The sequence below is a fragment of the Pseudomonas sp. CCI4.2 genome, assembly GCF_034350045.1.
Classification (GTDB): domain Bacteria; phylum Pseudomonadota; class Gammaproteobacteria; order Pseudomonadales; family Pseudomonadaceae; genus Aquipseudomonas.
This window is the reverse complement of the sequence record NZ_CP133781.1, coordinates 832,037-852,669: the sequence shown is the minus strand read 5'-3', so window position 1 is coordinate 852,669 and position 20,633 is coordinate 832,037. Positions and strand designations below refer to the sequence as shown.

13 protein-coding genes are annotated in these 20,633 nt (G+C 56.9%); 5 read left to right on the top strand and 8 right to left on the bottom strand.

Features of this window, described 5'->3' with window-relative positions:
* Positions 1–49: 49 nt before the first annotated feature.
* Together RHM65_RS03685 and putA are read right to left on the bottom strand one after the other, a co-directional pair.
* Positions 50–2,014, bottom strand: coding sequence for a putative bifunctional diguanylate cyclase/phosphodiesterase (locus RHM65_RS03685; protein ID WP_416194781.1), 1,965 nt, complete (start codon positions 2,012–2,014; stop codon positions 50–52).
* 577 nt (positions 2,015–2,591) lie between these two features.
* Complete coding sequence (gene putA / locus RHM65_RS03680) at positions 2,592–6,545, bottom strand: trifunctional transcriptional regulator/proline dehydrogenase/L-glutamate gamma-semialdehyde dehydrogenase (protein WP_322167286.1); 3,954 nt, start codon at positions 6,543–6,545, stop codon at positions 2,592–2,594.
* Between the two features lie 449 nt (positions 6,546–6,994).
* On the opposite strand from putA, the gene putP reads away from it, so the two are divergent.
* Entirely contained in the window at positions 6,995–8,485 is a 1,491-nt protein-coding gene (gene putP / locus RHM65_RS03675) for a sodium/proline symporter PutP (RefSeq protein ID WP_322184251.1), read from the top strand.
* A 50-nt stretch (positions 8,486–8,535) separates the two neighbouring features.
* Here putP and RHM65_RS03670 read toward each other — a convergent pair whose 3' ends face one another.
* Positions 8,536–9,207 carry a polysaccharide lyase family 7 protein gene (locus tag RHM65_RS03670; protein ID WP_322167288.1) on the bottom strand — a complete coding sequence of 224 codons (672 nt, stop codon included), beginning with the start codon at positions 9,205–9,207 and terminating at the stop codon, positions 8,536–8,538.
* A gap of 317 nt (positions 9,208–9,524) precedes the next feature.
* Between RHM65_RS03670 and RHM65_RS03665 the strand changes: the two genes are divergently transcribed.
* The 3 genes from RHM65_RS03665 to RHM65_RS03655 are packed head-to-tail and all read left to right on the top strand — an operon-like array spanning position 9,525 to position 12,532.
* Positions 9,525–11,654, top strand: coding sequence for a putative bifunctional diguanylate cyclase/phosphodiesterase (locus RHM65_RS03665; RefSeq protein WP_322167289.1), 2,130 nt, complete (start codon positions 9,525–9,527; stop codon positions 11,652–11,654).
* Positions 11,655–11,693: 39 nt separating this feature from the next.
* On the top strand, positions 11,694–12,215 hold the full coding sequence (locus tag RHM65_RS03660; RefSeq protein ID WP_322167290.1) for a M48 family metallopeptidase: 522 nt from the start codon (positions 11,694–11,696) through the stop codon (positions 12,213–12,215).
* A gap of 20 nt (positions 12,216–12,235) precedes the next feature.
* Entirely contained in the window at positions 12,236–12,532 is a 297-nt protein-coding gene (locus RHM65_RS03655) for a winged helix-turn-helix domain-containing protein (RefSeq protein WP_322185248.1), read from the top strand.
* Positions 12,533–12,539: 7 nt separating this feature from the next.
* On the opposite strand, the gene RHM65_RS03650 is transcribed toward RHM65_RS03655, so the two are convergent.
* Positions 12,540–12,998 (bottom strand): GNAT family N-acetyltransferase, encoded by a 459-nt coding sequence (locus RHM65_RS03650; RefSeq protein ID WP_322167291.1) that lies wholly within the window; start codon positions 12,996–12,998, stop codon positions 12,540–12,542.
* A gap of 285 nt (positions 12,999–13,283) precedes the next feature.
* Between RHM65_RS03650 and RHM65_RS03645 the strand changes: the two genes are divergently transcribed.
* The gene (locus RHM65_RS03645) at positions 13,284–14,021 is read left to right on the top strand and encodes a substrate-binding periplasmic protein (protein WP_322167293.1); all 738 of its coding nucleotides are present in this window, start codon (positions 13,284–13,286) and stop codon (positions 14,019–14,021) included.
* Between the two features lie 18 nt (positions 14,022–14,039).
* Here RHM65_RS03645 and yccS read toward each other — a convergent pair whose 3' ends face one another.
* The 4 genes from yccS to mdtD form a co-directional block, all read right to left on the bottom strand.
* On the bottom strand, positions 14,040–16,223 hold the full coding sequence (yccS, locus tag RHM65_RS03640; RefSeq protein WP_322167294.1) for a YccS family putative transporter: 2,184 nt from the start codon (positions 16,221–16,223) through the stop codon (positions 14,040–14,042).
* Between the two features lie 255 nt (positions 16,224–16,478).
* On the bottom strand, positions 16,479–17,657 hold the full coding sequence (locus tag RHM65_RS03635; protein WP_322167295.1) for an NAD(P)/FAD-dependent oxidoreductase: 1,179 nt from the start codon (positions 17,655–17,657) through the stop codon (positions 16,479–16,481).
* Between the two features lie 107 nt (positions 17,658–17,764).
* A complete protein-coding gene (gene dbpA, locus RHM65_RS03630) occupies positions 17,765–19,144 on the bottom strand; it encodes an ATP-dependent RNA helicase DbpA (RefSeq protein WP_322167297.1) in 1,380 nt (459 codons plus the stop codon).
* Positions 19,145–19,198: 54 nt separating this feature from the next.
* Positions 19,199–20,629, bottom strand: a complete 1,431-nt coding sequence (gene mdtD / locus RHM65_RS03625; protein WP_322167298.1) for a multidrug transporter subunit MdtD — start codon at positions 20,627–20,629, stop codon at positions 19,199–19,201.
* Positions 20,630–20,633: the final 4 nt, after the last annotated feature.

The following is a 20,633-nucleotide window of genomic DNA, read 5'->3' as shown; positions in this document are numbered from 1 at the left end:
CAGCGCGACAGCGCGGTGTAGAGGTGCCGCAGAACGCCGCGCTAAACCCTCAACGCTGCGCAGCCAACAACTCAGCCAGTTGGTCCGGCGGCATCGGGTACGCGAGCAGATAACCTTGAGCCGAAGGGCAGCGCAGTTCTTTCAGGCGTTCCAATTGCTCGGTGGTTTCGATGCCCTCAGCCGTGATGTCGAATCCGAGTTTTCGACCCAGCCACAAGATGCTTTGCACAATGGCCAAGGTCCGGTTGTGGGTCATCATCCGTGAGACAAACGAACGGTCGATTTTTATTGCATCGATAGGGTAACGGTCGATGTACGCCAATGAGCTGTACCCGGTGCCAAAGTCATCCAGCGCAACGCGAACGCCCATTTCACGCACTTTCTCGAGTATCAGACCGATGGCTTCGGGTTCATGCAGGAAAATGTTCTCGGTGACTTCTATTTGTAGGCGGTCGGCTGGAAAGTGGGTGCTGGTCAGAACGTGCTCCAGTTGTGCGACGAACCCGGAATACTTGAGCTCTCTTCCGGAGACATTCACGTTCAGCTGTAAATCCATTTCCGGGTATTTGTTTCTCCATTCTTGAAGCTGCCTGCATGCTTCGCTCATGACCCAATAACCGATCTGCTGAATGGCGCCGATTTCTTCGGCGAAGGGGATGAACAGGTCAGGTCTAACCAGGCCGCGCTGGGGGTTATTCCAGCGAATCAGCGCTTCGACCGCTTTCAGGTTGCCTGTTTGCAGGTCATAGATCGGTTGGTAATGCAGCACAAATTCGTTGCGGGCGATGGCTTGTTTGAGCGCGCTCTGTAGCGACAGGGTTTCTATTGCTTTTTCACGCATTGAATGGTCAAAAAGCGCGTACTGGCCACCGCCTTTGGACTTCGCGGTGTACATGGCGACGTCGGCGTCGCGCAGTAGCTCTTCAGGTGTTTCGTGACTTTTATTGATGCTAACGATGCCGATGCTGCACGCGGTAAAGATATCCTGTCCGCTGACGTGGAGAGGCGCTTGTAATTGGTCGATGATGCGCATCGCCAGTGCGGCAGCATCTGCGGCGGCTAATTCGCCCTCGACTAGCAAAACGAACTCATCGCCGCCAAATCTCGAGAGGATTTCGGATGGCCTCAAGCACTGCTCAAGCCGGCGAGCCACGGCCGAGAGCAGAAGGTCTCCGGTCCGATGGCCAAGGCTGTCATTGACCAACTTGAAGCGATCCAGATCCATGAACAAGACAGTGGCGTGAGGCTGTCCATTAAGGTACCGCTGCTCAAAGACCTGACTGAGCCGCGCCATGATGAAGGCCCGATTGTTCAGCTGTGTCAGGGCATCATGTGACGCAGCGTAGGACAATTCTTTTTCGATCTGTTGGCGCTCAACCAGCCGGATCTCCAGCGCATTTTTTTCGGCCAATATCACATGCGCTTGATAAGCGAGTTTCTCGGCCTCCTTTCGTTCGCTGATGTCGCGTTGCACCGAGATCCAGTGGGTGAACCAGCCGCGCTCGTTGGCCACCGGAACGATGCTCAGTTGAACCCAGAACTCACTGCCGTCGCGCCGTTTGTTCAGCAGCTCGACTTCGACGGGTTGCCAGCCTTCAAGCGCTGTTCTTATCTGGTCCAGCGTCTCGCGATTTGTGTTATCGCAGTGAAGTATCCGAGGCGTTAGTCCGAGCACTTCTGCTTCGCTGTAACCCGTGGTGGCGGTAAAAGCGGCGTTGCAATAGACAATGCGCGGCCCCGGCGTGTCTAAAGGTTCCGCTTCAGTGATCAGAATCGCATCCTTGGCATGAACCACCACGGACTCCAACAGTCGCAGTCGCTCCATGAGGTGGCCACTTGTTCGTTCAAGCGTCCCGTCGCCGTTAGTGGGGTAGAGTTCGTGAGCGAGTTGAACCGCGTGGGTCTGCAGTACATATTTTTGCGCCGAACTTAACCCAGCCTGGGTCAGATGATGCGCCACCAATAAGGCGCCAAGCAGTTTTCCGTCGGGCCCTTTAATCGGCACCCAAATCATCAGTTTGATGGGTTTTCCAGCGAGCACTTCAAAATCATGCAGCCCGTCTGCTGTCACCTTGGACGCATCGTCCAGTACCAGAAGGTCAGTTTGCCGAAATGCGTTTTGTAGCCAGGATTGATGGGCTTCTTCCAAAGCGAGAGGGCTGGCGGCCTCAAAGCTCACGATCGATTCCCATCTTTTTGCGCAGCCCGCATAGAGTACGGCCGAACTACAGCTCGCCGAGTGCGCGGCACTGCGCACCAATCTGTCCAGGCGCTCGAGGCTTTGATCATCAAGGTATGAGTGCGTCACGATAGACCTCTTGTGCGGGGGGGCTGGGTCAAAGTTCAGGACCGCACACGGTTCTCGACATCGAGTCTCGTTACGACAGGGCCACATGGACTGGAAAGCGCTGTGTCGCTGGTAGCACTTTGATACGATCGTATACTAATTTGTACGTAGTTAAACAAAAAAACCTATACATAAATAATCATTCGTACAACTTATGCATAAATAAAGCTGGCGACTGTGGAAAGCGTGGGTACTCAACACAAAAAAAGGGGAGCCGAAGCTCCCCTTTTCTGCGTATCAGCGATCAGCCAATGGTCATTAAGCTTGCATTGCCTCCCGCGGCGGCGGTGTTCACACTCAGCGCCCGCTCAATTACCAGGCGTTCAAGGGCTATATTGGTTTCCCCGTGGGACAGCCCGTGAACCCCGACGATGGCGCCTTCGCGTTTGGCGATGTGCTGGCAGACGGCCTGGAGTTGATCCGAGTCGCCATGATGCAGAACCGCATCAATGACCACCTCGTCTTTATTCCAGTCCGCCACCGGTTGTATGCGCCCTTGCACTTCCTTGGGCAGGCGCGTGCGCAAGGTTTTGCTCAGGTCCGAGTCGGGCCAGACCGCAGTACTACCCACGGCCAAAACGGCTGCCAATTGAGTGAGCAGGTCAGCTTCGTTTTCGGCCAGGCACAGCACATGCTCGCGTGGCAGAAGACTGTAGCTGTTGCGTTCACCTGTCGGCCCCGTCAATACCCGAGTGATGCCGCTTTGTGATTGCTCTGCGAACTTATTGCAAAGTATGCCGAGCGATTCTTGCCGCTGGCTGTCGGCCCAGGTTTTCAACGCCTTGAGCGGTTTGCTCATGGCATCTCGCATTTGGGTGTTGGGCGCAGTCAGCGCATCGCCACGGGCGAACGATTGTTCAATGGCATCCACCGGACGCGTCGACAGCAGACGGTACAAGTACAGCGGGCCACCGGCTTTCGGCCCGGTGCCAGACAGGCCTTCACCGCCGAAGGGCTGAACACCGACCACGGCGCCAACAATGTTACGGTTCACGTAAACATTGCCCGCGTTGACGTTATCGATGACTTTGGCGATGGTTTCGTCGATGCGCGTGTGAACGCCCAAGGTCAACCCATAACCGGACGCGTTGATCTGACCAATCAGTAGGTCCAGCTCTTTGCGCTTGTAGCGAACGACGTGCAGCACCGGACCGAAAATCTCGCGCTGCAGTTCGTCGAAGCTTTCCAGTTCAATCAAGGTGGGCGTGACGTAGGTGCCGCGTTTGATTTCATCGCTGTCGGCAATGGCTACCTGATAAACGCTGCGGCCTTTGTCGCGCATGGCCTGGATGTGTTTCTCGATACCGTCCTTGGCTTCTGCGTCGATCACCGGGCCAATGTCTACGGACAAGCGCTCTGGATTGCCCAGACGGCATTCGGCCATGGCGCCCTTGAGCATTTCGATCACGCGATCGGCGGAGTCTTCTTGCAAGCACAGGACGCGCAACGCCGAGCAGCGTTGGCCTGCGCTGTCGAACGCCGAAGACACGACGTCGGTAACCACTTGTTCGGTCAGCGCCGAGGAATCAACGATCATCGCGTTTTGTCCGCCAGTCTCGGCGATCAGCGGGATAGGTCTGCCTTGTGCATCCAGTCGCCCGGCAATATTGCGTTGCAGTAGGCGGGCGACCTCGGTGGAGCCGGTGAACATCACGCCTTTGATTCGGTCATCACCCACCAGTCGCGCACCGACTGTCTCGCCGCGACCTGGAAGCAATTGCACGACGCCTTCTGGAATACCCGCTTCCAGCAGTAAACGAACAGCTTGCGCAGCAATCAGCGGCGTTTGCTCGGCAGGCTTGGCCAGCACCGGATTCCCGGCGGCCAACGCGGCGGCGACTTGACCACTGAAAATAGCCAGCGGGAAGTTCCATGGGCTGATGCAAACCACTGGACCCAGCGGGCGGTGGGCGTCGTTGGTGAAGTCGTTACGTGCCTGGACGGCGTAATACCGAAGGAAATCTACGGCTTCCCGGACCTCGGCAATCGCGTTGGCGAAGGTCTTCCCCGCCTCGCGGGCCAGCAGACCCATCAGCGGTTGAATTTCACCTTCCATTAAATCAGCGGCACGTTCGAGGATCGCGGCGCGTTCGGCAGGCGGGGTCGCTTGCCAGATAGGCGCGGCGTTCAAGGCGCACTGAATCGCGTTGTCGACGTCTTCCAGATCAGCTTCCTGAACGTGGCCAACGACGTCACGCAGGTCAGATGGATTAAGTACCGGAGCAAAGGTACCGATACTCGCAGGGCTGCCCAGCATTGGGCCGGCTTTCCAATCGTTATGGGCGGTGGCCAGCAATGCAGAAGACAGCGATGCCAGCCGGTGTTCGTTGGCCAGGTCGATGCCGCTGGAGTTGGCGCGGTCCGGGCCATACAGATCGCGAGGCAGAGGGATGCGCGGGTGTGGCAAGCCGAACCCGCCTTCCTGCGTCGCCATCTGCTCGATGCTGTTCACTGGATCGGCCACCAGTTCCTGTATGGAAATAGATTGGTCGGCGATGCGGTTGACGAATGAAGTGTTGGCGCCGTTCTCAAGCAGGCGGCGTACAAGATAAGCCAGCAGTGTTTCGTGCGTACCCACCGGCGCGTAGACCCGGCACGGTCGATTCAACTTGCCGTCGGCAACGGTGCCCACTACCTGCTCGTACAGCGGTTCGCCCATGCCATGCAGGCATTGGAACTCGTACTGGCCAGGGTAGTAGTTTTGGCCCGCGATGTGATAAATCGCGGCCAGAGTGTGGGCGTTGTGGGTGGCAAACTGCGGATAAATAACCTCGGGTACTGACAGCAGCTTCCTCGCACACGCAATGTAGGAAACGTCGGTGTAAACCTTGCGGGTGTACACCGGGTAGCCTTCCAGGCCATCAACCTGGGCGCGTTTGATTTCGCTGTCCCAATACGCGCCCTTGACCAGGCGAATCATCAAGCGATGACGGCTGCGGCGCGCCAAGTCAATCACGTAATCGATGACATACGGGCAACGCTTCTGGTACGCCTGAATCACAAAGCCGATGCCGTTCCAGCCGGTCAACTGTGGTTCGAAACACAAACGCTCCAAGAGATCCAGCGACAGCTCAAGGCGGTCGGCTTCTTCGGCGTCGATGTTCAGGCCGATGTCATAGTGCTTGGCCAGCAGGGTTAGCGATAACAGTCGCGGGTACAACTCGTCCATCACGCGTTCGTACTGCGCGCGGCTATAGCGCGGATGCAAGGCGGAAAGCTTGATCGAGATGCCTGGGCCTTCATAAATGCCACGACCATGGGACGCTTTGCCAATGGAGTGGATGGCCTGCTCGTAGGAAGCCAGGTACTTCTGCGCGTCGCGTTCGGTCAGCGCCGCTTCACCGAGCATGTCGTAGGAATAGCGGAAGCCCTTGGCTTCGAAGCGACTGGCGTTGGCCAAGGCTTCGGCGATGGTTTCGCCGGTGACGAACTGCTCGCCCATCAAGCGCATGGCCATGTCCACGCCCTTGCGGATCATGGGTTCGCCACTTTTGCCGATGATGCGGCTCAGGGACGAGGTCAATCCGGCTTCGTTGTGGGTGGCGACCAGTTTTCCGGTCAGCAGCAGGCCCCACGTAGCGGCGTTGACGAACAGTGACGGGCTATTTCCCAAATGCGGGTGCCAATTGCCGGTGCTGATCTTGTCGCGAATAAGTGCGTCGCGAGTGCCTTTGTCCGGGATGCGTAGCAGTGCCTCGGCCAGGCACATCAGGGCGACGCCTTCTTGGGACGACAGTGAGAACTCTTGCAGCAAACCTTGCACGATGCCCGCACGGCCGGTGGCGCTTTTTTGATTGCGTAGCTTCTCGGCGATGCTCGCGGCAAGCTTCTGGGTGGCTTCAGCCATGGCCGCAGGCAGACGCGCCTGCTCCAACAGCATCGGCACTACTTCAGGTTCGGGGCGGCGATAAGCAGACGTGATCGCGGCGCGCAGAACCGATTGCGGAAGAATGCTTTCGGCGAATTCGAGGAAACACTGATGGGTGACATCGGCGTGCAGATCGACCAGTTCGTCGGGCTCCTTTCCGGTCAAACCGTTCAGTTCCATGAGGGTCGCACCGCCCTCAAGTTTTTCAAGGTAATTGAAAATGGCCTGCTTGATCAGCCAGTGGGGGGTTCGGTCGATAGACTGCGCGGCGGCTTTCAAGCGCTCGCGGGTCGCGTCGTCGAGCTTGACGCCCAGGGTGGTTGTCGCCATTTCTCATCCTCGTAATCGCCACCACGGTGTGGCTTAGCCGACGCTCAGGTTAATCTCGAAGTACTGCGGGTGCAACCTAGTGCAACCCGTTTTCACGGAAATAATTATAAGCTCGATATTGCGGCACTTAGCCAGCTGTCAGGCGCGCAGCGATGGTGCTTTGTAGCCGGCAAACAGTAGGCTTTGCTCCGAAAAGAAGCAAAAAACATGCAGACACTAAAAAGGCACCATGGGTGCAACTTGATAAGAAAAAGGGGTTGCACCTCATTTGTATTGTTGACTAGGATTCCCGCCCCCGAGGTGATGCGTGTTCATTCTCGGTCTATCAGCTGACGTTTTCCTGGGGAAACTTCAGTCTAGCGTGCGGTTAGTTATTCATCCTGTGGAGCGGTTTGATCGTTGCGCACAGATTGATGGCCGTGCAAATAATAACGCCAGGGCGCAATTTTATGACTGTCAGCAATCCTACTTTGATCACCTTCGTGATCTACATCGCAGCAATGGTATTAATTGGCCTGATGGCCTATCGCTCCACCAATAACCTTTCTGACTATATTCTAGGCGGCCGCAGCCTCGGCTCCGTCGTTACTGCCTTATCGGCCGGTGCGTCGGACATGAGCGGCTGGCTATTGATGGGCCTCCCGGGCGCCATCTATATGTCGGGTCTTTCCGAAAGCTGGATCGCTATCGGCTTGGTCGCCGGTGCTTATCTGAACTGGCTGTTTGTTGCCGGGCGCCTTCGCGTGCAGACCGAACACAACGGCGACGCGTTGACCTTGCCGGATTATTTCACCAGCCGATTCGACGACAAAAGCGGCGTGCTGCGGATCGTTTCGGCTGTGGTGATTCTGGTGTTCTTCACTATTTACTGTGCGTCGGGCATTGTTGCCGGTGCCCGTTTGTTCGAAAGCACGTTTGGCCTGTCTTATGAAACTGCGCTGTGGGCCGGGGCAGCTGCAACAATCGCCTACACCTTTGTGGGCGGTTTCCTTGCAGTAAGCTGGACCGACACGGTGCAGGCCACCCTGATGATCTTCGCGCTGATCCTCACGCCCATCATCGTGTTACTGGCAACGGGCGGCATCGACGCCACGTTGCTGGCCATCGAAGCGAAAGACCCCACCCATTTCGACATGCTCAAGAACACCTCGTTGATCGGCATCATCTCGCTGATGGGCTGGGGCTTGGGCTATTTTGGCCAGCCGCATATTCTGGCGCGCTTCATGGCAGCGGATTCGGTCAAGTCGATTGCCAAGGCGCGTCGCATTTCCATGACCTGGATGATCTTGTGTCTTGGCGGCACAGTTGCGGTGGGCTTCTTTGGGATTGCCTACTTCTCAGCGCACCCCGAGTTTGCCGCGCCAGTAACGGAAAACCCTGAGCGGGTGTTCATCGAACTGGCTAAGTTGCTGTTCAACCCCTGGATCGCCGGTGTGCTGTTATCGGCCATTTTGGCGGCGGTGATGAGCACGCTGAGCTGCCAATTGTTGGTGTGCTCCAGTGCGCTGACCGAAGACTTCTACAAAGCCTTCTTCCGCAAAAAGGCATCAGACTCAGAGCTGGTGTGGGTGGGTCGCGGTATGGTTCTGTTGATTGCCGTGATCGCGATAGTCATCGCGTCGAACCCGGATAATCGGGTATTGGGTCTGGTGAGTTACGCGTGGGCAGGCTTCGGTGCTGCGTTCGGCCCTGTGGTGCTGATTTCCGTACTGTGGAAAGGCATGACGCGCAACGGCGCACTCGCGGGTGTTCTGGTCGGCACCATTACGGTGGTTGTCTGGAAACACTTCGCACTGCTGGGGTTGTACGAAATCATTCCAGGTTTCCTCTTCGCCAGCATCGCCATCGTGGTGTTCAGTCTGCTGGGCAAAGCGCCGACGCAGGACATGCTGACACGCTTCGACGCTGCCGAAAAAGAGTTCAAGGCTGCCTCTCTCTGAATGAAACCCCGGAACGGCCCACGCGATGGGCCGTTTTCAGCGCAGACCCTTCAGCCTTTTACGTGATTGATGTCCAGTTTGTAGAACGTCGCTTTGCCGCCTTCGCTGGTGTAACCCGTGTTGTCCTGGGTGTAGACCCCAGCCTTGAAGTACAGCGGCTTATCACGCCAGGTTGCGCTGATCGGGCTGCTCCAGTTTGAATCGCGCACGCTCACGCTCAGTTGTCCGCCGGGGCTGAGGTGGATGATGTATTTAAACGGCTCATTGAGGGGCACGTTTTCAGCAACGATGATCACGCGGCCTTCTTTGTCATCAAACCGGTTGCGCACCTTGGCGACGACCGTGCCGCTTTTTGTACTTTCCTTATATTGGTATTCGACCTTCAGCAGGGGGTCGGTGCTTTCGTACGCGTGAATTTGGCCGATGACGATTCGCCCGGACGATGGCACCTGATTGACCGCAACGGTGGCGCGTAAAAAATTGTCGGTGCTAGGGTACAACCAGTTGTGCAATGAACCATCGGAGTAGGTTTCTCGTAGTTCGCTGCGGGGGTAGATCGCGTTAGCGGTGCGTGAGCCAGTAACCGGAGACCAGAAAAAAATCGCGCCACTGTCGGATTGGAAATATTTTCCGCTGTAACCGTCGACCAACTGGGGAGTGTTGATGGTCGCAGGTGGGGAGCCTTCGGGGATGCTTAGGTTCCACGTTGCCAGGTCAATCATTTTTTAGCCTTCGATGTGTCTCATGGCCAGTAGAGAGGTTTCTGGCTCAAGGGTTTCCAAGTACCGTTTATAAACTTGTAAGAGAAAGTATTAGCGTTTTTCCGTCGAGCGGTTGGCGTCAATTTTTCGTGATGGCACTTAAAAGGTCTCTAATGGCCTTCTGATGGTGTATACCATTAGTCGGACGACCGGCATTTAGCCACTAGATGAAGCGTCCCTTGCTTCTGCTTTTGTTTTCCCAAGACTAGAGTAAGCGGCTAGTAGAATTCGGGCCTCGCCCTACGCCCTGGCGTACGGGCCACAGGAAGAGAAGCAGCATGGAATGCCTGCAATCAAAGCCATCGGAAGCTACCTCGGTCCTCTTGGTCGTTGATGATTACCCTGAAAATCTGATCACCATGCGTGCCGTCTTGCAGCGGCAAGATTGGCACGTCGTCACGGCCGGCTCCGGGGTCGAAGCGCTGAATGTGCTGCTGGAAATGGAAGTCGATCTAGTGTTGCTCGACGTCCACATGCCGGGCATGGATGGTTTTGAGGTTGCTCGGCTCATGCGCGGCAGCCAGCGCACCCGGCTGACGCCGATTATTTTCCTGACCGCCAGCGAACAGTCCCAGGCCTCGGTGCACAAAGGCTACGCTAGCGGCGCTGTGGATTATTTGTTCAAACCCTTCGATCCTCAGGTCCTGAAACCAAAAGTCCAGGCGTTACTGGAACATCAGCGTAACCGCCGCGCCTTGCAAACCCTGAGTCATGAACTGGAAGCTGCCCGCGCCTTCAACGCATCGGTGCTGTCGAACGTCGCCGAAGGCATCCTGGTCGTCGACGAGGCGGGCGTGATCAGTTTTGCCAATCCGGCGATTTGTCGTTTGCTCAATGCAACTGTCGATGAATTGCAGGGCACTGAAGTGATCGATTACCTGAGCAAGCCCCACGTGTTGCAATGGTCGGAGTCGGATTTTTATCGCAGCTACCGCAATGCGGATACGTACCGCATGCACGATGCCGTTTTGCGCACGGCTGACGGCCCTCAGGTGCCGGTCGCGTTGTCCTGTGCGCCGTTGCCCGCCGAGCAGCGGTCGATGGTGTTGAGTATTCTCGACATGTCGGTGGTGCGCGACTTGTGCCAGCAACTTGAGCAGCAGGCGGTGACCGACTCGCTCACCGGGCTGCTCAACCGCCGCGGTTTTTATCAAACGGTCGAAAACACCTTGGCGCGCTCCGACCGTGCCGACAAATCACTGGTGGTGTTGTACCTGGACCTTGATGGGTTCAAGCGTGTCAACGACTCGCTGGGTCACGATGCGGGTGATCGGGTGTTGCTATGGGTTGCTGAGCAGTTAAGGGAGTGTCTGCGGCCTTACGACATACTGGCGCGCATGGGCGGTGATGAGTTTACCGCTGTGATTGACGGTCTGGATTATCCGGAACAAGCGGCGATCATCGCTGAAAAATTAATTGAGCGCGTGTCTGTGCGACAGCAGATCGACGGTCTGGATGTCACGCTGGGCGCCAGCATTGGCATTGCGACCTACCCCGATTGTGGCGCCGACCTGGATGGCTTGCTGCGCGCCGCCGACATTGCCATGTACGAGGCCAAGCGCGCGGGGCGTCAGCAATATCGTTTTTATGACCATGAAATGAATGGTCGCGCCCGCTCGCGGTTGATGCTCGAAGAGAGCGTGCGAACGGCCATCGAGGGGAATGATTTCTCGTTGGTTTATCAGCCTCAGGTCTCTATTGAACACGGTCGCGTGCGCGGTTTTGAGGCTTTGTTGCACTGGCAACACCCTGACGTTGGGGATGTGCCGCCGGGGCTGTTTATCCCGCTGCTCGAAGAGACGCGTCTGATCAATAGGCTAAGCAGCTGGATTTTCGAGCAGGCCGCCGAACAGCGCCAGGCCTGGAACGGCATTTTTCCTCAGGAGTTGGTGCTAGCGGTGAGCGTCAGTGCTGCGCAGTTCAGCCTGCCCAATCTGGCCTCGGAACTTCACCTCGCCATCACCCGCTACGGGCTGCGACCGCATCAGCTAGAGGTCGAAATTTCCGAAGGTTCGCTGGCGCAGAGCCTTATTCACTCACGCAAGCAATTACAGGCCCTTCGTGAGGTCGGCGTGCGTATTGCGATGGATGATTTCGGTGTGGGTGAATGCTCGCTTTCGCTCCTGCACACGCTCGAGCTGGATACGCTGAAAATTGATCGCCAGTTTGTCGCTCGGCTACTCGACTCACCGCGTGATGCGGCGGTGGCGCGCAGTGTCATTCAGCTCTGTCGTGAGTTGGGCATGCTAGTGATTGCCGAAGGTGTCGACAAGGCCGAGCACTATCAGTGGCTGGCCGAAAACGGTTGTCACTTGGTTCAGGGGGCTTTGATCACGCCGCCGCTGACCGCGGACGGTGCCTTACAGTTTTTAAAACCGTTCGACTGGGACAGGTCCAAAGGGATTTGAATTCGGTACACTGGGACTTTCAAACCTTCGTTGCCCCTTATGATCGCGCCTGCTTTCCCTCCGTTGAAATACCTGCAAGCTTATCCGCCGGCTCTCCAGGAGCAGGTGCAGCAATTGATTTCGCAGAATCGGCTGGAGGCTTATTTGAAACAACGCTATCCCGAGCGCCACGCGGTGCAGAGCGATAAAGCGTTGTACGTCTATGCGCTGGCGTTAAAGCAAGAGCACCTGCGCAACGCACCCAATATCGACAAAGTGCTGTTCGATAATCGTCTTGACCTGACCCACCGAGCGCTAGGGTTGCACACGACAATTTCCCGAGTCCAAGGCGGGAAGCTCAAGTCCAAGAAAGAAATCCGCATTGCCTCATTGTTCAAGGACGCCGCGCCAGAATTTTTAAAGATGATCGTGGTTCACGAGCTGGCGCACTTCAAAGAGTCAGACCATAACAAAGCGTTTTATCAGCTGTGTGAACACATGCAGCCCGGCTATCACCAGTTAGAGTTCGATCTGCGCATTTACCTGACGTACCGTGACCTGCAAGGAAAAGCCGCCGAATGAATCTCGACAAGGCCCCGACGATGGATGTCAGCAAGACTAAAAGCAGTTTTTATCGCCGTTTGTACGTGGCGTATTTGATTGATAGCGGGACCGCCGCGAGCGTTCCTGCGCTGTGTGATGCAACCGGTATGCCGCGCCGCACGGCACAAGACACCATCGCCGCGTTGGCCGATCTGGACATTGTGTGCGAGTTCCAACAGCAGGAAGGTGCGCGTAATCATGCAGGCAGCTATCAGATCAGAGAGTGGGGTGCACTCGACAAAATCTGGATCGCTCAGCATCTGCCGCACATAAAAGCAGTGTTGGGCTACCCATGAAGAAGCACTAGTCCAGGTCGCGACGCATACCTATGTGGGGGATATCGTCCTCCAGGTACACCTCGCCAACAGGCTTGAAGCCATAGCGGCCGTAGTAGCCTTGTAAGTGGGCTTGAGCCGAGAGATAGATCGGTTGGTCAGGCCACCTTTGTTCGGCGTGCACCAATGCCTGCACTATCAAGGAATGCCCCATGCCGCGTTTGCGCGCAACCAGTGCAGTGACAACGCGGCCGATGACGACATCACCGCCTTGCTGGATCGGATCAAGCAGGCGCAAATAGGCCACCAGCACGTCGTTTTCCCAAGCCATCAGGTGACAGGTGTCACCCTCCAGATCCTGACCGTCGACGTCCTGATACCAGCACTTTTGCTCGACCACAAAAACTTCGGCACGCAACCGCAATATAGCGTAGAGCTGTTCTTTGCTGAGGTCGGTGTGGTGTTTGCAAACCCAATTGATCGACATGTGACAGGCCTGAAAAAGAATTCTGGGGCGGATACTAAAGCCAGTGTCCGATTGGATGCCAGATAGAACTGTAGCGTTTTAACGCAAAAGGCTACGGGTGCAGGTGAAAAGAAAAAAGTTTTTGATTCGGCGATGGGCCATCAGGACTGTTGGTCGCAAGGTTCGCGATTGTGTAATCTGCATGCCATCTCTGGATTTCGATTGTGTATGAGCGAGTATTAATCCGGGTCGTGATCCAACGCGTCCCCCGTATGGCGGCCAGCTGTCCGCCTTAGGATCTTGAGCATGCCACGATTGCTTCGAGCCATGGGTTTGCTGGGATTGTTGTTGATGGCGCACGGCGCCGAAGCGCAAACGTTGCGTTTGGTCGGCGATGCATGGCCACCTTTTACTGACGTCAATCTGGCTAACGGTGGATTGGCTACAGACCTTGTCAGCACGGCCTTAAAGCGTGCCGGTTACACCACTGAATTTGAGCAAGTGCCTTGGGCGCGTGCGTTGTTTGGGTTAGGAGAAGGGCGCTATGACGTGTTGGTCGATGCCTGGTTTAATCACGATCGCACGCTGTTAGGAGAGTTTTCGAACGAGTACCTGCTTAACCGCGTTCGCTTTCTCAAGCGCAAAGATTCCCCTATCGTTTTCGATAATTTACAGCAGCTTCATCCGTATCCCATCGCTGTGGTGCGAGGCTATGCCTATTCATTAGCGTTTGATAATGATGCCGAGCTGCAAAAAGTCCCGGTCCACAGTTTTTCCATGGCGCTGCAAATGCTGGAGGCAGGGCGGGTTGCGCTGACCGTGGAGGATGAATATGTCGCCCGTTATAACCTGAATAACGAGTCGCAACAGGTCCGTGACAGCGTTGAATTTCTTCCCAGGTCACTGAGCGAGAACAGCCTGCATATTCTGGTCAGCCTGAAGAATCCCGATCACGCGCAAATTGTTGCCAACTTTGATCGGGAGATAGCTGCAATGAAAGCCGATGGGACCTATGACCGTCTGTTTCGTGAGCACGGCCTGTAACTGGAACTGACCGCTTTGTCAGGCGGCAATGGGTTCTTTGATCAAGTGCGCGGCCAACGTCCGCAATGGTCCTAACTGACGGCCAATCAGCGCGAGCTGGGTTTGCACCAGCCGCTGGCTGTCGTCTATCTCGTCAGGAATCTGTTCAAGGTCAGTGGCCAGCGCTTCTTCGGCATCACTCTGGATCGCCACGGGCTTTTTGTTGGCCAGGCTTTGCGCGATTTCATCAATGCTCGCTGCCAAGCTGGCACCCGCACCATCGATCAAATGCTCCCGCGCCTCGGCGGGTAACTGGGTTTCCCGGTGCGCCCCCAGCCCCGATAAATAACTGAGCAGCGTGTGAGACAACACCAAAAATCTGAAACCGACGTCGGCGTCTTTGCGAAAGTGTCCCGGCTCCATCAGCATGTTGGCCAAGGTGGTCGATAGCGCCGCGTCGGCATTGTGGGCGTTGCGGCGGGCTAAGCGGTAAGCCAAGTCGTCATTCTTGCCGTGTGCATACTGCTGCATGATTTGCCGCAGATAAATGCTATTGCAGGTGAGGGTATTGGCCAGCACTTTGTTCAGCCGCCGCCCTTGCCAGTCCGGCAAGAACAGGAACACCGCAAGGCCCGCAATCAGGCTGCCCAGCAAGGTATCGAACAGGCGCGGCAGGAACAGCCCGTAACTGTCGCCGGTCTGATTGAAGCAGAACAAAATCATCAGAGTCATCGCGGCGGTGGCCAAGGTATAGCGCGAGGTCCGGTTAACGAAGAACACGATGCCTGCCGCAATGGCGAATGTTGATTGGATCAGCGGGCTGGGAAACAGATCGAACAAGGCCCATCCCGCGGTCAAGCCAATCGCCGTTCCGCTGATTCGCTGCACCAGCTTGCGCCGCGTCGCGCCGTAGTTAGGCTGGCAGACGAACAGTGTGGTCAAAATAATCCAGTAACCCTGGGACGGATGCACCAAATGCACCATGCCATAACCGACGCTCAACGCCAGCGGTAGCCGCAAGGCATGGCGGAACAGCAGCGACGTTGGCGTCAGTTGTAGCCGGACGCGATTCCATACGTCCTTCAGACCGCTCGGCGACCGGTCAAGCAAAGTACTATCGGTTGCATCGGCCAAGCTGTCGGGGTTGCTGGCGTCTCTGAGCAGGCGGTCCAGGGTTCCCAGGTTGGCAGCCAACGCGCGCAACGAGCGCAACAGCCCGCGCCACGCCGGATTGCTCTGAATGCGCAGGTGCTCCAACGAGGCATGCAAGTCCTCCAATGCATGGGCAAAACCTTCGTCATACACAAAGGGCTGACGCAGTTGGATGGTTTCCGACAGTCGACGGCACGCGACCCCTTGCTGGCGCAGCAGTCGCAGGCAACGGAACAGCACATCGCTGTGGAAGAATGCTTCGGCCAGCGCGTTATATGGGTAGTGGGAGGAACTGGCGCGTTCGTGGATGTCCTGAGCGAGAAAGTACAGCTTGAGGTAGCGATTGACCTTGGCCCCAGGCCGGCCATCGCCCACGCGGTGCAGAATAATTTCCTTCGCGGCATTGAGCGCCGCAACGACTCGGCCATTTTGTTGCGCCAACGCCAAGCGGCGACCTTCAAGGTCCAGTTGGCGGATGGGCTCAAACAGCGTCGACTTGAGTTCCAGGTAGCGACCCAGTTCGCTAAAAAGCTTCGCCAGGCTTTGTTGCACCGGTTGATTGGAAAACAGCATCTGCCACAGCACCGACAATAAGCCGTACCAGGCAGCGCCCGCGACCAGCAACATCGGCTCATGCCAAACGTCTGCCACCTCGCCGCCACGCTGATCAACGCCAATCATGGTGTACACCGACAATATGAGGGTGGCCGAGGCGATGGCGCCATAGCGTCCGCCCAGCGCACCCAACATGGTCAGGCAAAACGCCGCGACGGCCAGAGCGCAGACAAAAATCAGCGGGTAGGGAAAGAGTAATTCAACCGAGAGAGAGGCGATGCTGAAACACACCAAGGTCACGGCCAATGCGTTGAGGCGTCCTTGCCAGCTGTCATCAGTCTCGGCCAGCGCGCTGGCGATAATCCCCAAAAACACCGGGATCAGCAGGGCCATTTCGTTCTGGTACCAACACAGCGCCATCGTCCCAGTCAGGGCGATGAACACGCGCAAGCTGTAGCTGAACTTATCCAGCGCCCACAAACGGCGGAGCGTATGACGAAAAGAAGGTGATGGCATAAGGGCTTACGGCCTTGTTCGCTATTGATCCAGATCAGCTAAGTATCTACAGCGCTAAGTGTCGGCTGTACATAAGGATTAGCAAAAATGTTTTTGCAGCCGCCGGTTCACCGCCCCCCTGTCGGAGCCAACTTGTTGGCGAAGGGCATGACGTGGGGTGTCAGGTGTAACGCTTCCAGAATGAACTCGGTCCCACAGGGGGATGCGGATTACCTGTGGGACCGAATTTATTCGGTCAGGGCGCGACGCGGTAATTCAGACAAACTGCGCAGCCGCGTACGCCGAGGCCCAGGCCCATTGGAAGTTGAAGCCGCCTAGATGGCCGCTGACGTCCAGCACTTCACCGATGAAATACAGCCCCGGTGATTTCAGCGACTCCATGGTCTTGGACGACACCTCCCTGGTGTCGATGCCGCCGAGGGTGACTTCCGCCGTGCGATAGCCTTCGGTGCCCGCAGGCACCACCTGCCAGCTGGCGAGTTTTTCAGCGATCTCATTGAGTTCGCTCGGCGTGTATTGCTTCATCGGTTTGGAAACGAACCAATGCTCGGCAATCAGGTTGGCCATCTTCTTGGTGAAGAGTTCACCCAGCAGGGTTTTCAGTTCGCTGTTAGGCCGTTCGGCTTGTTGTTGCACTAACCATTCAAGCGCATCGTGGTCCGGCAGCAGGTTGATTTCGACGGCTTCGCCGGGGTGCCAGAACGAAGATATCTGCAGAATCGCCGGCCCGCTCAGACCCCGGTGAGTGAACAAGATGTTTTCGCGAAAGCTCATGTCGTTACAGCTGACCAGGCAATCCACCGAAGTACCGGACAGTTCGGTACACAGTTCTTTAAGCTGGTCGGTGATGGTAAACGGCACCAGTCCGGCGCGGGTCGGCAGCAGGGTATGACCGAACTGTTTGCCGACTTGATAACCAAAACCGGTCGCGCCCAGGGTCGGGATCGAAAGTCCGCCGGTGGCGATGACCAGCGATTGGCAATTTAACGTGCCCATTGTCGTGCCGAGGCTGTAGCCGTCGTCGGTCTTTTCGATGTTTTGTACCGATGTGTCCAGATGCAGGCTGACACCGGCTTGTTCGCATTCGTTAAGCAGCAGCTCAAGGATGTCGCTGGATTTGTTATCGCAAAACAACTGGCCGAGTTTCTTCTCGTGGTACGGCACGCCGTGCTTGGCGACCAGCGCAATGAAATCCCACTGGGTATAACGCGCCAGTGCCGATTTGCAGAAGTGCGGGTTTTGCGAAAGGAAATTTCCGGGTTCGGTGTACATGTTGGTGAAGTTGCAACGTCCACCGCCGGACATGAGGATTTTTTTGCCGGCTTTGTTCGCGTGATCAATCAGCATCACCGTACGGCCGCGATTGGCCGCCGTGAGGGCGCACATCAAACCTGCGGCGCCAGCGCCGATGATCACAACGTCAGTAACGGGCAAAGCGAAATCCTCGGGTAACGGTTAAATCTTTATGGTCTGACATGACCCCTTCCCGAATTCAATCGCCCCCTGTAGGACCGAATTTATTCGGGAAGCTTTTTGGGGTCTTACAAAATCCGAACCCGCAACGAGCGGCCTTTGATTTTGCCGTTGTTCAAACGCTCCAGCGCTTGCATGGCCACGACGCTTTCGACGGCGACATAGGCCTGGAAATCGAAAATGGCGATTTTGCCAACCTGGGTGCCTGGAATGCCGGCATCACCGGTCAAGGCGCCAAGAATATCGCCAGGGCGAACCTTGTCTTTACGGCCTGCGCCGATCACCAGCGTGGTCATGGTCGGTTGCAGCGGTGCGCCGCCTTTGCTTTTCAAATCGTCCAGCTGTTCCCACTTCAGCGGGGCTTTCTGCACGTCTTCGATGGCTCGGGCGCGGTGCGCTTCAGACGGAGCAACCAGGCTGATGGCCAGACCTTTCTCACCAGCGCGACCGGTACGGCCTACACGGTGGATGTGCATTTCCGAATCACGGGCCAGCTCAACGTTGAGCACCATGTCCAGCGCATCGATGTCCAGACCACGAGCAGCGACGTCGGTGGCAACCAATACCGAGGTGCTGCGGTTGGAGAACATCGCCAGCACTTGGTCACGGTCACGCTGTTCCAGATCGCCGTGCAGGCCGACTGCGGAAATGCCTTTGGCGGTCAGGTGGTCGACCACTTCTTGGCACTGCTGCTTGGTGAAGCAGAACGCAACGCAGGACTGTGGACGGAAATGCCCAAGCACTTTAACCACAGCGTTGAGACGGTCTTCCGGGGTGATTTCATAGAAGTGCTGCTCGATCTGGCTGTCGGCATGCAGCGCCTCAACCTTGACCGTTTGCGGGTCCTTCATGAACTTCGAAGACAGTTGCTTGATGCCGGCCGGGTAGGTCGCCGAGAACAGCAAGGTCTGACGCTTTTTCGGCGTCTGATCAATGATGTTTTCGATGGCGTCGTAGAAACCCATGTCGAGCATGCGGTCAGCTTCGTCGAGGATCAGCGTGTTCAGGCCGTCCAATACCAGCGAGCCTTTGCGCAAGTGCTGCTGAATACGCCCTGGCGTGCCGACGATGATGTGCGCGCCGTGCTCCAATGAGCCGATTTGCGGCCCGAAGGAGACGCCGCCGCACAAGGTCAGGACCTTGATGTTGTCTTCCGAACGCGCCAGGCGACGAATTTCTTTGGCCACTTGGTCAGCCAATTCACGGGTCGGACACAGCACCAACGCCTGGCAACCGAAGAAGCGCGGGTTGATCGGGTTGAGCAAGCCGATGCCGAACGCGGCGGTTTTGCCACTGCCGGTCTTGGCCTGAGCAATCAGGTCCATCCCCTTGAGAATCACCGGCAGGCTCTGCGCCTGAATCGGCGTCATCTCGGCGTAACCAAGGGACTCCAGGTTAGCCAACATGGGGGCGGAAAGAGGCAGTGAGTTAAAAGCGGTGCTAGTCACGGGACGGGCCTGCAAAACAAAATGTCGCGCAGTGTATCAGGTCGCGGCCCCGTCCTAGTCGTGGATCTCGGGTTCCTGACGAGGAACACTTCGTCCGCCTTGAGGGGGGAGCTGTAGAAAAATCCCCGCAGCCAGCATCGACAGCACCCCAACGCTAAGGAACGTCTTTTGGAACGCCCCCAATAAGCCGCTCACTGCACCGCCGGTTATGTCGTCTGTAAAACCGCCGAGCAAGGCTGCCGCACAGGCCACGCCCAGGCTCAAGGACAATTGCGCCACCACCGACAGCAGGCTGTTACCGCTGGCGGCACTGGAATCGTCAAGGTCAATCAGGGTCACGGCGTTCATGGCGGAGAATTGCAGCGAGTTCACCGCGCCCATAAAGCCGAGGTGGATCAGCAGCAACCAATACGGGGTTTGTGCATCGACCAGACCCAGACTCGCCAGCAGCAAGCCCAGCAAAAATGTATTGCCGGTAAGTACGATGCGAAAACCCAGGCGCTCAATGAGTGGCCGCGCCAATGATTTGGAAATCATCGCGGCAACCGCCAGCGGGATCATGCTCATCCCCGCTTGGGACGGCGAATAGCCCAGCGCCACTTGCAACAACAGCGGCACCAGAAACGGCAGGGCGCCGCTGCCCAGGCGCGAGAACAAATTGCCGAAAATACCCACGGCAAACGACCGAGTACTGAACAGCGCGGGGGCGAACAAGGGATAGCTGATATTGCCGGCCCGCAACCAATACGCCGCCAGACACGCCATCCCGCCAAACAACAGCAGCACCACGCGCATATGCGGCAGGTGCAATTCGCCCAAGCCTTCAAGCGCGATAGTAATCAGGACCATTGAGGCGCCGAACAATAGAAAACCAACCCCATCAAAACGCGTGCGACCGCCGCCCGGCAAATTGGGCACCAGTGCGTTGATCGCGTAGCAACCGATCAGGCCCACCGGGATATTGATCAGAAAGATCCAGTGCCAACTCAGGTACTCAACCATCCAGCCACCCACGGTCGGGCCCATCAGCGGGCCAAGCAAGCCGGGCACGGTGATGAAACTCATGATCCGCACCAGCTCTGATCGCGGGTAGGCCCGCAACACGATCAAGCGCCCGATGGGCACCATCAGTGCGCCGCCCAAGCCTTGAACCACCCGCGCCGCGACCAGCATGCCTAACGAACTGGACAGCGCACACAGCAGTGAGCCGAGGCTGAACAGCAGGATCGCGCCAAAGAAAATCCGCTTGATGCCAAACCGGTCGGCGATCCAGCCCGAGGCCGGAATCAACAGTGCCACGGTGAGCATGTAAGCAATGACCACCGACTGCATGCGCAAGGGGTCTTCATTGAGCGAACGGGCCATGGCCGGCAGGGCGGTATTGAGAATCGTACCGTCGAGACTCTGCATGAAAAACGCGATGGCGACGACCCATGGCAACCAGCGCAGGGTTCGGGCATCCAGAATCGGTGTGCTGGTTGGCATACGT

What these genes read in the sequence shown, in the direction of transcription:
- RHM65_RS03685 (WP_416194781.1), bottom strand. Translation starts at nt 2,014, where the DNA reads ATGATTTGGGTGCCGATTAAAGGGCCCGACGGAAAACTGCTTGGCGCC.
- putA (WP_322167286.1), bottom strand. Translation starts at nt 6,545, where the DNA reads ATGGCGACAACCACCCTGGGCGTCAAGCTCGACGACGCGACCCGCGAG.
- putP (WP_322184251.1), top strand. Translation starts at nt 6,995, where the DNA reads ATGACTGTCAGCAATCCTACTTTGATCACCTTCGTGATCTACATCGCA.
- RHM65_RS03670 (WP_322167288.1), bottom strand. Translation starts at nt 9,207, where the DNA reads ATGATTGACCTGGCAACGTGGAACCTAAGCATCCCCGAAGGCTCCCCA.
- RHM65_RS03665 (WP_322167289.1), top strand. Translation starts at nt 9,525, where the DNA reads ATGGAATGCCTGCAATCAAAGCCATCGGAAGCTACCTCGGTCCTCTTG.
- RHM65_RS03660 (WP_322167290.1), top strand. Translation starts at nt 11,694, where the DNA reads ATGATCGCGCCTGCTTTCCCTCCGTTGAAATACCTGCAAGCTTATCCG.
- RHM65_RS03655 (WP_322185248.1), top strand. Translation starts at nt 12,236, where the DNA reads ATGGATGTCAGCAAGACTAAAAGCAGTTTTTATCGCCGTTTGTACGTG.
- RHM65_RS03650 (WP_322167291.1), bottom strand. Translation starts at nt 12,998, where the DNA reads ATGTCGATCAATTGGGTTTGCAAACACCACACCGACCTCAGCAAAGAA.
- RHM65_RS03645 (WP_322167293.1), top strand. Translation starts at nt 13,284, where the DNA reads ATGCCACGATTGCTTCGAGCCATGGGTTTGCTGGGATTGTTGTTGATG.
- yccS (WP_322167294.1), bottom strand. Translation starts at nt 16,223, where the DNA reads ATGCCATCACCTTCTTTTCGTCATACGCTCCGCCGTTTGTGGGCGCTG.
- mdtD (WP_322167298.1), bottom strand. Translation starts at nt 20,629, where the DNA reads ATGCCAACCAGCACACCGATTCTGGATGCCCGAACCCTGCGCTGGTTG.